We start from the raw sequence: 15,362 nt of genomic DNA on the forward strand, positions 1-15,362 counted from the left end.
TGATGAAGATAAAAGTCTTATATAAAAATAATGAATGTATTTAAAAAAGAATATTTTGTTTTAAATGTAATCTGTTATTTCTGCTGGAGAATTTGTTAGCATACACGTTGCTGAATTAGTTTTAGGAAATGCTATAACATCACGAATAGATTTAGAATTAGTTAATAGCATTATTAACCGATCAATACCTAACGCAATCCCACCATGAGGTGGGCATCCATGTTTTAATGCATTTAAAAAAAATCCAAAATCATATTTTATTCTTTTTATATCAATATTTAATATAGAAAATATAGTATTTTGCAAATTAAAATCATGAATTCGAATAGAACCACCTCCAATTTCATGTCCATTAATAATAAGATCATATGATTTAGACAAAACTTTTAAAGGATTTTTTTTTAAAAATTCAAGATTATTTTTTTTTGGAGCTACAAATGGATGATGAACAGATTGTAATTTTTTAGTTTTTTCATCTAATAAAAACATAGGATAATCTGTAATCCATAAAATAGACCATGTAGAAGTAGAAATCAGATTTTTATTATTTCCTATTTCTATACGTAAATTTCCCATAGATTCATAAATAATATTTTCAAAACCAACACAAATAAAAACAATTTCATTAGACATAACTGACATGAAGTGTAGAATTTCATTAATGCAATTTTCGGATAAAAAATTTAAAATAGAAAATTCTGAACTTATATAAGTTGGCATATCATCATTTAATTTTAAATAGAAAAATTTTTTAATTTTATATTTTTTCATGAACGTTATATATTGCATTATTTCTTTATTGGAAATAATGCAATAATTAGGAACTTTAAAAGCAATTACTTGATTATCAGAATCTTTTTTAAATGTAAAAAAAGTACTAAAATTATACTTTTTAACTATTTTAGTTATATTAATTAATTCGATAGGAATACGCAAATCAGGTTTATCAGTTCCAAATTTATTAATAGCATCTGAATATTTTATACTAGTAAATTTTTTAGATAAAGTAACATTAAGAAACTTTTTAAATATTTTTATTAACATATCTTCAATTATTTTTTGAACATGCCTTTCTTTTATAAATGACATTTCTATATCAAGTTGTGTAAACTCTGGTTGTCTATCGGATCGTAAATCTTCATCTCTAAAACAACGAACAATTTGATAATATTTATTAAATCCCGACATCATAATTAATTGTTTAAATAATTGTGGAGATTGAGGTAAAGCATAAAATTTTTTAAGATTTGATCTTGATTGAACAAAATAATCTTTTGCGCCTTCTGGTGTAGATCTAGTTAAAAATGGAGTTTCAATATCAATAAAATTTTTTTTATTTAAATAATTTCTAATATATTGAATTAAATTATGACGAAATACTAATTTTTTTTGCATTTTATCTCGTCTTAAATCTAAGTATCTAAATTTATATCTCATAGTTTTACTTATATCCAGATTTTTACATTCATTTGGAGTAAATGGAAGAAAAATAGCTTGATTTAAGATTTTTAACTTATGTACTAATATTTCAATATAATTTATTTTAGAATTATGATGTTTTAATATATTTGAATGATTACATACTAAACCTTTAGCCCAAATTACATCTTCATAATGTATTTTTTTAGCAATAGAAAAAACTTTTTCATTTTTATATGTACAAACAATTTGTAAAATTCCAGAATGATCTCTAACATCAAAAAATATTACTTTTTTATGTTGTCTATAATTATCTATCCATCCACATATACTTACTACTTTATTAAGTAATTTTTTATTTATACTACTACAATAATGAGATCGCATAATATGTTTTTTTATTGTTAAAGTTAGTTAATTAAATAAAAATTTTTTTTAAATTGTTAATTTTTTAAAAACATTAAAATAATTTAACTACAAATCAGTTTTTACAAACAAATTCTTTTTTCATAACAAATTATTTAATGAGAATAAATTATATAAAAGATATTAATTTAATTTATGTAAATATAAGTTTTAATTAATCTGATTATTATACAAAACAAATATTTATTAATCTATAATTATAGGATTAATTTTTTTTAAATTAAATCATCTTTATTTTTTTAAAAACAGAGTACGATCAATATCAATATTATTGGATTAATATTATTGTTATCTATTTCTTTATTACACAGGATTAAATGTTTCTATGAAATAGTGTTCAATAGAAAATTGATCTTTTAAGTAATTTCCTAAAGCTTGTATTCCAAATCGCTCTGTAGCATGATGACCGCAGGAAAAATAATGAATATTTAAATCTTGAGCCTGATAATAAGTTCTTTCAGAAATTTCCCCACTTATATAGGCATCTATTCCTAAGTCATATGCTTTTAAAATTAAATCTTGTGCAGCTCCTGTGCACCAAGCAATATTTTTTATATATTTATTTGAAGATGGTATATGCAAAGGTATTCTACCAATTTTTAAAATAATTAAGTCTATAAATTCTTTATAAGTTTTATGTTCTTTAAAAGATCCGTACCAAAGTAAATTCTGTATATTAAGTACTTTATAAGAATTAATTTTATCAAGTTCAAAAAGTTTTCCTAAACAAATATTATTTCCAATTTCTTTATGACAATCTAATGGTAAATGATATGCAAATAATGAAATATTGTTTTTTATTAATTTCTCTATTTGTTTTTTTTTGATCCCAATAATTGCAGGTGAATCTTTTTTCCAAAAATATCCATGATGAACTATTACTGCATCAGATTTTAATAATGTTACTTTGTCAATTACTTCACTAGAAATCGAAACAGCAGTGCATAAAGAATTAATTTCTTCAGAACCTTCAATTTGTAAACCATTATAAACTGAATCATTAAATATATTGCATTCTAACAAATCATTCAAATAAGAATCTAAAAAATTACGTAAAATCATTAAATAATAATATTTCTCCTTTTAATATCTGCCCCTAACAAAGTTAATTTATTTTCAATATTATCGTATCCTCTATCAATATGGTCAATATATTCTATAATAGTTTTTCCAACTGCAATTAATCCAGCTAAAATTAAACTCGCAGAAGATCGTAAATCACTAGCTTTTACAAATGTTCCCAGTAATTTTTTATTTCCTGTTATTAGAATTTTATTTTTATTTGAAACAATTTTAGCACCCATAGATATTAATTCTTTTATATGTGTAAATCTATTTTTAAAAACAGTTTCAATAATTAAAGAAATTCCATTTGCAATAACATTTAAAACAACAAATTGTGGTTGCATATCTGTTGGAAAAAACGGATAAGGAGCTGTTATAATATTTACTGAGTTTAAATACATTATTTTATTCATATTCACTTCAATATAATTTTTTCCAACATTTAAATTAACTCCTGTTTTTTTAATAGCAAATAGAATTGATGATAAAATATTTGAATCAATATTATCAATCAATAACTCTCCTCTCGTTATAATTCCAGCTATTAAGTATGTACCGGCTTCAATTCTATCTGACATTATTGAATAATATTTATAATTTCCATGTAAACGTTTTACTCCTTTTATCATTACGGTATTTGTACCTATACCATAAATTTTTGCTCCTAACTCAACTAAAAAATTAGATAAATCCACAATTTCTGGTTCACAAGCAGCATTTTTAATAATTATTTCCCCATCTACAAAAATTGATGTCATTAATATATTTTCTGTTCCGGTAACAGTAACCATATCAAACATAAAAGTTCCAGATTTTATCTTTTTTTTTATAAAAGCATTAATACATTTATTTTCTATATAAATATCAATTCCCATTTTTTTTAAAATATCTACATGCAAATTAAAGGGACGAAAACCAATATTACATCCTCCTGGAAAGCCAATTCTGACTTTCATGAACCTTGACAATAATGGACCCAAAAGTAAAATAGAAGCTCTAATTTTTTTGGTAAAATTAAATGGTACATAAAAGTTATTAATATTAGATGAATTGATCTTAATACTATCTTTAGTATAAAAAGTTACTTTTGAACCTATTAATTTTAGCATTTCCAACATAATTTTTACATCTTTAATATCTGGTATATTTGAAATATAAACATCATCATTAGTAAGTAATGATGCTGCTATTATAGGTAATGCTGCATTTTTAGATCCTGAAATACTAACTGTTCCATTTAAAGAATTTCCTCCATTAATAATGAATTGACTTATATTTTTTTGTTCCATTCTTTTTTTGTAAAAAGATTCATTTTTATAGAATGTATATCATTGTTCAAAAAATATTTTTTTAATTTTAAATACACAAATTGCTGTCTTTCTAGTTCTGATTTATTTACAAATAAATCAGAAACAATAGTTAAATCACAATGAGACATATGAGATGTTACATCAACAAAATCTATATCTTTTATGTTTAAAAATATGTTTTTTAATTCATCAACAATCATAATCATTTTATTTTGATTTTTTTCAATTTTTAATTCATCTAATTATATAAATGTATAAATACAAAAGATATTTATTGATAATTAATATCTAAAAAAATAATTTTATTGTAAAAATAATTTATAATAATATAAATATTTAATTTTATCAAATATAATTTTTTACAATATAGAAAATGAAAAAAATAATACTAGACAAGGCAAAAAAAATAAAATGTTTAATCTGTGATGTAGATGGAGTATTAACAAATGGTTGTTTTTATATAGATAATTATGGAAATGAATTTAAATCTTTTTATGTACATGATGGAATTGGAATAAAACTATTAATTACAGCAGGAATAGAAGTAGCTATCATAACAATCTCTAATAGTAAAATAATTGATTTTAGAGTACAACAATTAGGAATTAAATATTTTTTTAAAGGACAAACTGATAAAAATCTTGCATTTCATAAATTAAAAACAATTTTAAACTTAAAAAATGAAGAATTTGCTTATATAGGCGATGATATACCTGATATTCCAGTTATGAAACAAGTAGGACTAAGTATATCAGTATCTAATGCTACTAAACAAGCAAAAAAGAATTCTATTTGGCAAACAAAAAAAGCCGGAGGATATGGAGCAGTACGTGAAGTATGTGAATTAATCTTAAATTCTCAAAATAAAAAATGGGATCAATTAAAATATTGTAATTAATAAATAATTTAATTTTAATTTTTTTTAAAAATAAATACGCATAATTTAATAATAAAAATTTATTATGAGTTTTATTATAAATCATCATTCTATATTTTAATTTTACTATATAACTGCCCGCATGAAGCATTAATATCCAAACCTCTTATTTTACGAATAGAACTATATATTCCATTATTTAATAATCTCTTATTAAATTGTCTAATTACTTCCATTGAAGAAGATTGATATTTAGAATATGGAAACATATTAAATGGAATTAAATTAACTTTTGCTAAAATATTGTTTAATAATTTTATCAATTGATCAGCATGAATAAATTGATCATTAATATTTTTTAACATAACATATTCGAAAGTAACTTTGCGCTTTTGATTTTTATTAAAAATTTCTTTACATAATTTTATCAAATTAAATAATGGATATTTTTTATTTATTGGAACAAGAATATTTCTTAATTTTTCATTAGGAGCATGAAGTGATATAGCAATTCCAATAGAAGTTGTATAATATAGTTTTTTTAAAATTGGTACTATACCAACTGTACTTAATGTAATTTTTTTTTGAGGTATATTATATGTAAATTTATCTGTAATAATATTTATTGCATTGATAATATTTTTAAAATTAAATAATGGCTCTCCCATTCCCATAATTACTATATTTGTTATATTTTTATAATTATATATATTTTTTTTTTTATTTAAATTTTTATTAACTAACCAAATTTGTCCTAATAACTCGGATAGATTTAAATTTCTACTAAATCCCATTTTTCCAGTATAACAAAAACTACAATTAGCAATGCACCCAATTTGAGATGATATACATAAAGTTCTCCTTTTTTTTTCTGGAATAAATACAGTTTCAATATAATTCTTACATTTTAATTTTAATAACCATTTGCATGTACCATCTTTAGATTTTTTAAAACCTGCAATTATAGGTAAGTCTATTTTAAAAGTATTATTTAAATAATTACGAAATTTTTTATTTATATTAGTCATATTTAAGAAATCTTTAATACCAAATTTATGAATCCATTGCATAATTTGTTGTGTTCTATAAGATTTTTCATTTATGTTATCAAATATTTTAAATATTTGTTCTTTATTTAAATTTAATATATTTATTTTGTTTTTCATAAAATAAATGTTACTAAAAAAATAATAAGTAAAAATTATTCATTTTTTAATCAATTTAAAATATTAAGAATTTATTTAAAATTATATTTATTTTACAAATATTTCATACGATTTAAAAAAAAAGGAAATTTCTTGATAAGCTGTATCTATACTATCTGATCCATGTACAATATTAAAATTAATATTTTCTGCGAAGTCATAACGAATAGTTCCTGGTAATGCATTTTTTGGATTAGTATTTCCCATTAATACACGATTTTTTTTAATAGCATTATTCCCTTGTAAAATTTGAACTACTATAGGTCCAGAAATCATAAAATTTATTAAATCATTAAAAAAATTTTTTTCCTTATGAATATAATAAAATTGTATAGCTCTTTCTAAAGAAAGTTTAACAGTTTTTATAGCAATAATTTTTAGTCCTGATCTTTCAAATCTATTATAAATATTTCCAATAATTGATTTTTTTACTCCATCTGGCTTAATTATTGATAAAGTTAATTCTTCCATTATAGTATTTGGAATACTAAAAATAAAGTTTTTATATTTAATAAATATAAAATAAATTATATTTAAATTAAATTAATATTAATATTTTATTATAACAAAATATTTCATTTTTAATAAAAATTTATTTAGAATAAAATTAACATAATGGTTGAATTTCAATTTTATTATTTTTTAAATATATTTGGCATGGTTCAAAATAAGATTTTATTGCATTATCTGAACGATAAATACCAGCAATAGATAAAAGTTCTGCATCTAATGATTGACAAAAAATTCTTGCTTCAGAATTTCCATTAATTCCAGCTAATGATTTTCCTCTTAGAGTACCATATATATGAATATTTCCACTAGCAAATAATTCTGCTCCATGATTAACTGAAGATACGATAATTAAATCTCCCTTTTTATTAATAATTTGTTGTCCTGATCTAATTGTAAATGTATACAATTTATTTTGTTGTAATTCTTCTTTAAAAAAAAAGTGTTTTTCATATTCATATTTATTATTTTGAACAATTAATTTATCATTATTGGTAAATGAGTCGTTTAAAATAGCTAAATTTAATATTTTAGCGATATCAATTAATTTTTTATTTTTTTTTACACCTTGGATTGCAAAAGGATATAAAAAGTTATTTTTTAAAAAATTATATAAAAATAATAGATCAATAGTTTCATTTTTAATCTTACTAAAATCAATAATAATAGGAATATTTTTAAATTCAAATAATTTATTTGAAATAAATTGATTTAATTGTTTTGTCACTAATTTTTGATTAGTTTCTAATATATATAAAATAATAAAGAAATATGATTTGTTTCCCAACAAAAAAAATCTTTTTTTTACTATATCAATAGAATTCATGTTTATAATTAAAAAATATTAATTTTATTAGTATACAAAATTAATTTTATTTATTAAAACCCCTGACAATAATATAATATTATATATATTTTGGTCAGAGGCAGAATTGAACTGCCGACACAAGGATTTTCAGTCCTCTGCTCTACCAACTGAGCTATCTGACCTATTTTAATTAGATAATATATTTTATAAAAATTTTAATAATAAAAAAATATTTTTAGCATAATTTATTATATAGCATTAAATGCATTAAATTTAATTAAAATAATAGAATATATATAAATATATGTATATATTACTAAAAATTAATTTATTGTTTTTCATGATAATTGTCCATGACAAAATTTAAATTTTTTTCTAGATCCACATGGACATAAGTCATTTCTACCTACTTTTTTTTCATATATTTTAAATATAGCTAAATTTTTATTATCAAAATATTTTATTTTTTTATTATAAATAAATATTTTTTCTTGAAAACATTCTCTATATTCTTGTTTACTTAATTTGATAGCTTCTTTTGCTATTTCTGTTTTTCTATCTATATCTATAGAAAATAATAATCTTATTATTTCATACTTTAATGAAGAAATCATATTAAAAAATAAAATAAATGCTTCTCTTTTATATTCCTGTTTTGGATCTTTTTGTGCATATCCTCGCAAATGAATTCCTTGACGTAAACATTCTATTATAGATAAATGCTCACACCAATAATAATCTAGAGTTTGTAAAATAATAAATTTTTCAAAAAAATATAAGATATTTTCATTAAGTTCTTTTTTTTTTTCTTTATAAATATTTAAAAACTTATTAAAAACTTTTTCTTTAATATAATTTTTAAAATTAAAAGATGATTTTTTTTTTATAAAAATACTTTTATTTTCCATAAAAATATTAAAATCCTTCATAATTATTAAAAATAATTTATTTAATTTTATATCTTGTTTAAAATCATTTCTATTTTTAGAAAAATTTAAATTCTCTATTAAATTAGATATTACATCTTTCATAATTTCTATAATAAATTCTTGAAAACTAATCATCTTTATGAGGTTTAATCTTTGCGTATAAAAAACTTTTCTTTGTTCATTTATGACATCATCATATTCCAATAATTGTTTTCTTATATCAAAATGATATCCTTCTAATTTTTTTTGAGCATTTTCTATTGCTCTTGATATCAAAGAATGTTCAATGGGTTCTCCTGATTTCATCCCTAATTTCTGCATTATATGTGAAACACGTTTAGAAGCAAAAATTCTCATTAAATTATCTTCCATAGATAAATAAAATCTACTACTTCCTATATCTCCTTGTCTTCCAGATCTTCCTCTTAATTGATTGTCAATACGTCTAGATTCATGCCTTTCTGAACCAATAACTCTTAATCCTCCGGATTTTATTACTTGTTCATGACGTTTTTTCCAATCCTCTTTTAAAATTTTTATTTTCTCTTTATTCATTTTTAATAATGAATGACCAAACTTATAAAATATATTTCCTCCTAAAACAATATCGGTTCCTCTTCCAGCCATATTAGTAGCAATTGTTACAGAACCAGGTCTTCCTGCATCCGCAATTATTTTTGCTTCTTTTTTATGAAATTTAGCATTTAAAACTTGATGTTTAATCTTAAATTTATCCATTAAATTGCTTAATATTTCTGAAGATTCAATCGATGTTGTTCCTATAAGCACAGGTTGTTTTTTTTTAACACAATTTTTTACATCATTAATAATAGCATTGTGTTTATCTTTCTGAGTAAGATAAACTAAATCACTTTGATCTAAACGACACATAGGCTTATTAGTAGGTATAACTATAACTTCTAAATCATAAATTTGTTGAAATTCATAAGCTTCTGTATCAGCAGTTCCAGTCATTCCAGATAATTTATCATACAACCTAAAATAATTTTGAAACGTAATAGAAGCAAGAGTTTGATTTTCATTTTGAATTGGAACACACTCTTTAGCTTCTATAGCTTGATGTAAACCTTCTGACCATCTTCTTCCATATATGGCACGACCTGTATGCTCATCCACAATAATAATTTTTTTATTTTTAATAATATAATCAATATTACGATGAAACATAACATGAGCTCTGAGAGCAGCATTTATATGATACATAAGATTAATATTAGTAGAATGATAAAGATCTTTTTTAGAATTTAATAATTTAGCTTCTAAAAGAAGTTTTTCAATATGATCATGTCCTTTTTCTGTTAGATATACTTGCTTTTGTTTTTCATCAATAACATAATTTGTTAGGTGATTAAAATTAGCATTTTCATTAAGTTGTAAAATAATTTTATTAATTATTACATATAAATCAGAACTTACATGAGACTCTCCAGAAATAATTAATGGAGTTCTAGCCTCATCTATTAAAATAGAATCAACTTCATCAATAATAGCAAAATTTAATTCTTTTTGAACTTTATCTTCTATATTAAAGATCATATTATCTTTTAAATAGTCAAATCCAAATTCATTATTTGTTCCATAAATAATATCTGATTGATAAGCAATTTTTTTTTCTTTATATGGCATATCTGAATAAATAACACCCACAGTTAATCCCAAAGATTCATATATAGGTTTCATCCATTGGCTATCTCGTTTAGAAAGATAATCATTAACTGTCACGATATGAACTCCTTTCCCAGTTAAAGCATTTAAATAAGATGGTAAAGTAGCTACTAAAGTTTTACCTTCTCCTGTACGCATTTCAGCAACTTTTCCTTCATGTAAAACAATACCTCCAATTAATTGGACATCAAAATGCCTTAAATTTAAAATTCTAAATGAAACTTCTCTTACTACAGCAAAAGCTTCTGTCAAAATATCGTTTAAATTTTCTCCTTCAAGTAATCTAGATTTAAATTCTTTTGTTTTATTAAATAATTTCTTATTAGAAAGTTTTTTTAATTTTTCCTCATAAGAGTTAATAGATAAAATTCTCTTTTTAATTTTATTTAAAACTCGTTCATTTCTACTTTTAAAAATTTTTTTAATTAAAACATTTAACATAATTTATTTCACTAATACAATATAATATTAAAATTTTATTATCTATATTTAAAATATTAACTTTACAATAAAAATTATCTAGTACAAAATAAAGTAATTAACCCTATATACAAAAATCTTTATAAATGTCTTTATTTCACTAATTTTCATAAAAATATATTTATAATTGTTTTTCAATATTAATGATGGATTAAAAATTAATATTTTCAATATCGAATATTGCTTATTTATTTTAGCAAAATTTCACAAATTAATTTAATAAATAAATATATAAAACATAATTTTTTTTATTAAAAAGTTAATGTTTTAAAAAAACCAAAATTTTTTTGCTTGATAATATAAAGATATATTATTCCAATGCCAACAAGTCGAATATTTTCTCAATTTTTTTTTTAAATAACTAAATATTTTTTTTTCAGGATATTTAATAAATATACAACAATTCTGATCGAATTTTAATTTGCAAGAATAATCCATTATATTATTAAATTCCGAAAAATACTTTAACAAAATCAAATCATTTGTAATGATTTTAGTTAATTTTGGAAATATAAATTTCCCATGCCCCCAGATCCATAAACTATTAACAGTCAAATCAGAATGTCTCCATTTATTAAGTGGATGAGAATATAAATACATTTGCAACTCTGTAATTTTTTTTTGCCAAAAAAAAGTTTTATCTAAATAAAATAAAGAAGGATATATTGGTTTATTTAGTAATGTATATACAGAGGGATTACAAATTAATGGCTTTTTTTTAACATTAATTAACCAAATATATGGACTGTAATAAATTAAATTTATATCATCTGATTTAAAAAATTGAGAAATTTCATAAAACCATAAACGAGATTCTAATTCATTTAATTGTAAAGAAGAATCTGATGCTACAATCATTACTTGATTATAATAAATTTTCCAATGAACCAAAGAAACTACTAACCACTGCTCTTTTATAGAAATATTACAATATATACTTATTAAATTTGCTAAAGGAGGATATGTAAAAGAATATCCTAAAGATATTAACATATTAAAATAATAATTTTTATGAATTAAATTATATTCTACTTTTTCAGACAACATTTTTTTATTGTTGTTTATAACAATATTAATCATATAAAAAATTATATAATATAAACTTATACTTTAACAAAAATCTATAATAATATTAATTAAATTTATAAATGTATCTTTAAAAAAAAGTATTTATTACTTAAATGCATATTAATTTAGAATATTGCCAAAAACATAGTATTCAATCTTATGGAAGTAATTTTATAAAAATAAATTCAGTAATTTATAAAAAAAGTCTTATTGTAAATAATAATACAATTATTTCTAATTGGAAAGTTAAAAGTATTTATGATATAAACAAAAATAATATAAAACCACTAATCCTACATAAAGCAAATATTATTTTAATTGGCTCAAATAATATACAAATATCTTATTTAAATAAACTTAAAAAATTCTTTACAAAAAAAACTGCAATAGAATGTATGTCTATAAGTTCAGCTTGCAAAGTATTTAATATATTATTATGTGAAAATCGATATGTATCCATTGGAATCATATTATAATAATTAAATTATATCTAATAAAATTAGTATCAATTTTATTGAAAAATATCTATTTTTTTTGTTAGAATAAGTTTCTTTATTTTTTAATTCAATATATAAGTATCCAATTAGATAAATTTATATTTGGAGAGGTGGCTGAGTGGATTAAAGCGCATGTTTGGAAAACATGTATACAGATAATTTAATTGTATCGAGGGTTCGAATCCCTCTCTCTCCGAGTAATTCTAATTAGTTTAAAATAAAATCATTAACACTTTACTATTTAAAATTTTTTTCTAAAAAATTAATAAATTTATTATGTATTTTTAATTCTTCTGAATCAGCATAAATAATGGGGGAATGACTAATTAATATATCATCTTGATTTATATCATCATTTTTATAATTACTAAAATTTTGTTCTATCTTTTCTTCTTTAAATAAAGAAGTTTGTCCACTAGTCATTTCCAAATAAAGAACTGCTAGAATTTTAGCATCTAACAAAGCACCATGAAAATTTCTATCAGAAATATCTATTTTATAACGTTTACAAAGAGCATTTAAAGTATTTCTTCTTCCTGGATATTTTTTTCTTGCAAAAACTAAAGTATCAAAAATAGAACAATAATTTCTTAAAAAAATTGGATTATCAATTAATTTAAATTCATATTCTAAAAAATTTATATCAAATTCCGCATTATGTATTATTAACTCAGAATATTTAATAAATTCTAAAAAACCTATTGCAATATCTTTAAAAAAAGGTTTTTCTTTTAAAAAATTCTGAGTAATTCCATGAATGCTAAAAGATTCTTTATCAATATTACGTTGAGGATTTAAATATGTATGAAAATATTTTCCGGTAAATTTCCTTTCTTTTAATTCTATACATCCAATTTCAATAATTCTATGTCCTGATTTTATATCAAGACCTGTGGTTTCTGTATCTAACACGATTTGTCTTTTCATTTTAAACACCTTAATCAAAGAAAAATAAATGAAAACAAAATTAACTATTTATTAAATTCTTAACATAATGATTCTAAAATTGCTTTTTTAGCTAATGCATCAACTTGTTCATTTTCTGGATAACCAGAATGACCTTTTATCCAATACCAATTAACAACATGAAAATTAGAAATTAAATCTAATTTTTTCCATAAGTCAATATTTTTTATCGGTTTCTTTTTAGTATTAACCCAAAAATTCTTTTTCCATCTAAATATCCAATTATTCATACCTTGACTTAAATATTTCGAATCAGTAAAAAGATGAACATTACACGAACGATTTAAAGATTCTAAAGCTTTAATTGCAGCTGTAAGTTCCATACGATTATTAGTAGTTAAAGGATCAAATCCATAAAAAAATTTTGTATAATTACAATATCTCAATAAAAATCCCCAACCTCCTGGACCAGGATTTCCTTTGCAAGCACCATCAGTGTAAACTTTAACAATCATAATAATATTTTTATAACAAAAAATTGTAAAAATTAATTTTCTAAATTATTTTTTCACTCATATAAAATAAATAATAATATTTATTCTTTTAACATTTACATATTAATTTAATGATAACTATTTCATTTCAAAAAATTTTTATCTAAATATTTTTTAACTACATTTTCATCAGAAAAATAAAGATATTTTCCCATAATCTCTTGAAATTTTTCATGTCCTTTACCTAAAATTAAGATTATATCTTGAGATTCTGCTATATCAATAGCTTTCTTTATAGCATACTCTCTATTAGGTATTTTATAAATACAAGATTTATTAATACTAGCTCCCAAATAAATTTCTTCAATAATATTTTTTGAACTTTCATATCTAGGATTATCACTTGTAATAATTAAAATATCGGAATAATAACTAGCTATATACCCCATCAATGGTCTTTTTGTTTGATCACGATTTCCTCCACATCCAAAAACTACTATAACATGTTTTTTTTTTATTTTATGAAAAAATGCTAATATCTTCTTAAATGCATCAGGATTATGTGCATAATCAATTATAATACAAGGATCATAAGATACTATTTGCATGCGACCAGGAACAGATTTTAATTTATTAAAAACTAAAATAACTTCGTTTAAAGAAAACCCTAAAATCATTAAAATAATAAAAACAGCAAGCATATTGTATATATTAAATAACCCTAAAGTATTAACAGTAAATTCAAATTTACCCCATGGAGACATAATCATACACCAAGTATTTAAAAAAATAGTTTTCCATTTTAATATATATACATCAGCATTAACATTTATACCATAACTTATAATATGCGCTTTTTTTGAGATAGATTTCGTGATAAATTGTTTATATAAATCATCATAGTTAATCACTGCCCATTTAATATGGGGAGAAGAAAAAAAAGAAGATTTAATTTTAATATAATTTTTCATCGTCAAATGACAATCTAAATGATCATGACTAATATTAGTATATATTACATTTTGAAATTCAATGTCATTTATCCTATATTGAGATATGGCATGAGAAGAAACTTCCATAAATATATTTTTCACATATTTTTCTTGACAATCTTTAAGAAAACGAAAAAATACTAAAGAATCAGGAGTAGTATTTTCAAAAAATTTTAAATTTCCTATAAATCCTGCTCCTAAAGTACCTATATAAAAAGATAAACTATTCAATATAGTACATGCTTGAGTAAGTTGATATGTTATAGTGGTTTTACCATTAGTACCAGTAACTCCAGTGATGATTATATTTTTGTTAGAAGAAATGAAATAGTAATATCTTTTAACTATTTTTGATAAATTTTTTTTTAATTTAAAGAATGGTATACAAGGTATATTTGTTGGCAATTTACAATTAATAGGTATATTACACGATTCATAAACTATAGCACTAGCACCAAATTGTAAGGCTTCCATAATAAATAGTCTTCCATCTAAAAGATCTCCAGGATATGCAAAAAATAAAAATCCAGGTTTTACTTGTTTACTATTATTTTGTAAACCATAAATTTCACAATCTAAATCATACGAAATACTATTAGTCCAAGGATGCATTAAATAACTTAATTTCATTTGAAAAATTATTACTTATTTAATAATGATCTAAATATTATTTTATAAAATTAATAAAAA

Annotated in this window: 14 protein-coding genes and 2 tRNA genes; 3 read left to right on the plus strand and 13 right to left on the minus strand. The window is 21.4% G+C overall.

Features of this window, described 5'->3' with window-relative positions:
* Nucleotides 1-60: 60 nt before the first annotated feature.
* The 4 genes from aspS to RQL38_RS00335 form a co-directional block, all read right to left on the minus strand.
* Nucleotides 61-1,806, minus strand: a complete 1,746-nt coding sequence (gene aspS / locus RQL38_RS00320; protein ID WP_338521685.1) for an aspartate--tRNA ligase — start codon at nucleotides 1,804-1,806, stop codon at nucleotides 61-63.
* Between the two features lie 342 nt (nucleotides 1,807-2,148).
* A complete protein-coding gene (locus RQL38_RS00325; protein WP_338521686.1) occupies nucleotides 2,149-2,907 on the minus strand; it encodes a Nif3-like dinuclear metal center hexameric protein in 759 nt (252 codons plus the stop codon).
* Nucleotides 2,907-4,199 (minus strand): UDP-N-acetylglucosamine 1-carboxyvinyltransferase, encoded by a 1,293-nt coding sequence (gene murA, locus RQL38_RS00330; RefSeq protein ID WP_338521687.1) that lies wholly within the window; start codon nucleotides 4,197-4,199, stop codon nucleotides 2,907-2,909. The genes RQL38_RS00325 and murA overlap by 1 nt, the downstream gene beginning before the upstream one ends.
* On the minus strand, nucleotides 4,181-4,420 hold the full coding sequence (locus RQL38_RS00335) for a BolA/IbaG family iron-sulfur metabolism protein (RefSeq protein WP_338521689.1): 240 nt from the start codon (nucleotides 4,418-4,420) through the stop codon (nucleotides 4,181-4,183). The genes murA and RQL38_RS00335 overlap by 19 nt, the downstream gene beginning before the upstream one ends.
* 173 nt (nucleotides 4,421-4,593) lie before the next feature.
* On the opposite strand from RQL38_RS00335, the gene RQL38_RS00340 reads away from it, so the two are divergent.
* Nucleotides 4,594-5,118 (plus strand): HAD-IIIA family hydrolase, encoded by a 525-nt coding sequence (locus RQL38_RS00340; protein ID WP_338521691.1) that lies wholly within the window; start codon nucleotides 4,594-4,596, stop codon nucleotides 5,116-5,118.
* Between the two features lie 89 nt (nucleotides 5,119-5,207).
* Here the strand turns inward: RQL38_RS00340 and rlmN are convergent, their stop codons facing one another.
* The 6 genes from rlmN to RQL38_RS00370 all read right to left on the minus strand — a co-directional run bounded on the left by rlmN (nucleotide 5,208) and on the right by RQL38_RS00370 (nucleotide 11,795).
* Entirely contained in the window at nucleotides 5,208-6,263 is a 1,056-nt protein-coding gene (rlmN, locus tag RQL38_RS00345; protein ID WP_338521693.1) for a 23S rRNA (adenine(2503)-C(2))-methyltransferase RlmN, read from the minus strand.
* An 87-nt stretch (nucleotides 6,264-6,350) separates the two neighbouring features.
* On the minus strand, nucleotides 6,351-6,773 hold the full coding sequence (gene ndk, locus RQL38_RS00350) for a nucleoside-diphosphate kinase (RefSeq protein ID WP_422388204.1): 423 nt from the start codon (nucleotides 6,771-6,773) through the stop codon (nucleotides 6,351-6,353).
* 136 nt (nucleotides 6,774-6,909) lie between these two features.
* The gene (gene minC, locus RQL38_RS00355) at nucleotides 6,910-7,638 is read right to left on the minus strand and encodes a septum site-determining protein MinC (RefSeq protein WP_338521695.1); all 729 of its coding nucleotides are present in this window, start codon (nucleotides 7,636-7,638) and stop codon (nucleotides 6,910-6,912) included.
* A gap of 91 nt (nucleotides 7,639-7,729) precedes the next feature.
* A tRNA-Phe gene (locus RQL38_RS00360) sits at nucleotides 7,730-7,802 on the minus strand.
* A gap of 156 nt (nucleotides 7,803-7,958) precedes the next feature.
* Nucleotides 7,959-10,676, minus strand: a complete 2,718-nt coding sequence (gene secA, locus RQL38_RS00365) for a preprotein translocase subunit SecA (RefSeq protein ID WP_338521697.1) — start codon at nucleotides 10,674-10,676, stop codon at nucleotides 7,959-7,961.
* A gap of 306 nt (nucleotides 10,677-10,982) precedes the next feature.
* Entirely contained in the window at nucleotides 10,983-11,795 is an 813-nt protein-coding gene (locus RQL38_RS00370) for a hypothetical protein (protein WP_338521699.1), read from the minus strand.
* Between the two features lie 101 nt (nucleotides 11,796-11,896).
* Between RQL38_RS00370 and RQL38_RS00375 the strand changes: the two genes are divergently transcribed.
* A complete protein-coding gene (locus RQL38_RS00375) occupies nucleotides 11,897-12,259 on the plus strand; it encodes an MTH938/NDUFAF3 family protein (RefSeq protein WP_338521700.1) in 363 nt (120 codons plus the stop codon).
* A 125-nt stretch (nucleotides 12,260-12,384) separates the two neighbouring features.
* A tRNA-Ser gene (locus tag RQL38_RS00380) sits at nucleotides 12,385-12,476 on the plus strand.
* Between the two features lie 41 nt (nucleotides 12,477-12,517).
* On the opposite strand, the gene dnaQ is transcribed toward RQL38_RS00380, so the two are convergent.
* From dnaQ to RQL38_RS00395, 3 genes are all read right to left on the minus strand, one after another.
* On the minus strand, nucleotides 12,518-13,207 hold the full coding sequence (gene dnaQ, locus RQL38_RS00385) for a DNA polymerase III subunit epsilon (RefSeq protein ID WP_338521701.1): 690 nt from the start codon (nucleotides 13,205-13,207) through the stop codon (nucleotides 12,518-12,520).
* A 59-nt stretch (nucleotides 13,208-13,266) separates the two neighbouring features.
* The gene (rnhA, locus tag RQL38_RS00390) at nucleotides 13,267-13,701 is read right to left on the minus strand and encodes a ribonuclease HI (RefSeq protein WP_338521703.1); all 435 of its coding nucleotides are present in this window, start codon (nucleotides 13,699-13,701) and stop codon (nucleotides 13,267-13,269) included.
* Nucleotides 13,702-13,823: 122 nt separating this feature from the next.
* Nucleotides 13,824-15,302 carry a UDP-N-acetylmuramoyl-L-alanyl-D-glutamate--2,6-diaminopimelate ligase gene (locus RQL38_RS00395; RefSeq protein ID WP_338521704.1) on the minus strand — a complete coding sequence of 493 codons (1,479 nt, stop codon included), beginning with the start codon at nucleotides 15,300-15,302 and terminating at the stop codon, nucleotides 13,824-13,826.
* Nucleotides 15,303-15,362: the final 60 nt, after the last annotated feature.

This window comes from Candidatus Legionella polyplacis (genome assembly GCF_037013735.1).
GTDB lineage: Bacteria > Pseudomonadota > Gammaproteobacteria > Legionellales > Legionellaceae > Legionella_E > Legionella_E polyplacis_A.

Coding starts and splice junctions, on each gene's coding strand:
- RQL38_RS00375 (WP_338521700.1), top strand. CDS start 11,897: ATGCATATTAATTTAGAATATTGCCAAAAACATAGTATTCAATCTTAT.
- murA (WP_338521687.1), bottom strand. CDS start 4,199: ATGGAACAAAAAAATATAAGTCAATTCATTATTAATGGAGGAAATTCT.
- minC (WP_338521695.1), bottom strand. CDS start 7,638: ATGAATTCTATTGATATAGTAAAAAAAAGATTTTTTTTGTTGGGAAAC.
- RQL38_RS00370 (WP_338521699.1), bottom strand. CDS start 11,795: ATGATTAATATTGTTATAAACAACAATAAAAAAATGTTGTCTGAAAAA.
- RQL38_RS00395 (WP_338521704.1), bottom strand. CDS start 15,302: ATGAAATTAAGTTATTTAATGCATCCTTGGACTAATAGTATTTCGTAT.
- rnhA (WP_338521703.1), bottom strand. CDS start 13,701: ATGATTGTTAAAGTTTACACTGATGGTGCTTGCAAAGGAAATCCTGGT.
- dnaQ (WP_338521701.1), bottom strand. CDS start 13,207: ATGAAAAGACAAATCGTGTTAGATACAGAAACCACAGGTCTTGATATA.
- rlmN (WP_338521693.1), bottom strand. CDS start 6,263: ATGAAAAACAAAATAAATATATTAAATTTAAATAAAGAACAAATATTT.
- RQL38_RS00325 (WP_338521686.1), bottom strand. CDS start 2,907: ATGATTTTACGTAATTTTTTAGATTCTTATTTGAATGATTTGTTAGAA.
- ndk (WP_422388204.1), bottom strand. CDS start 6,773: ATGGAAGAATTAACTTTATCAATAATTAAGCCAGATGGAGTAAAAAAA.
- secA (WP_338521697.1), bottom strand. CDS start 10,676: ATGTTAAATGTTTTAATTAAAAAAATTTTTAAAAGTAGAAATGAACGA.
- RQL38_RS00340 (WP_338521691.1), top strand. CDS start 4,594: ATGAAAAAAATAATACTAGACAAGGCAAAAAAAATAAAATGTTTAATC.
- aspS (WP_338521685.1), bottom strand. CDS start 1,806: ATGCGATCTCATTATTGTAGTAGTATAAATAAAAAATTACTTAATAAA.
- RQL38_RS00335 (WP_338521689.1), bottom strand. CDS start 4,420: ATGATTGTTGATGAATTAAAAAACATATTTTTAAACATAAAAGATATA.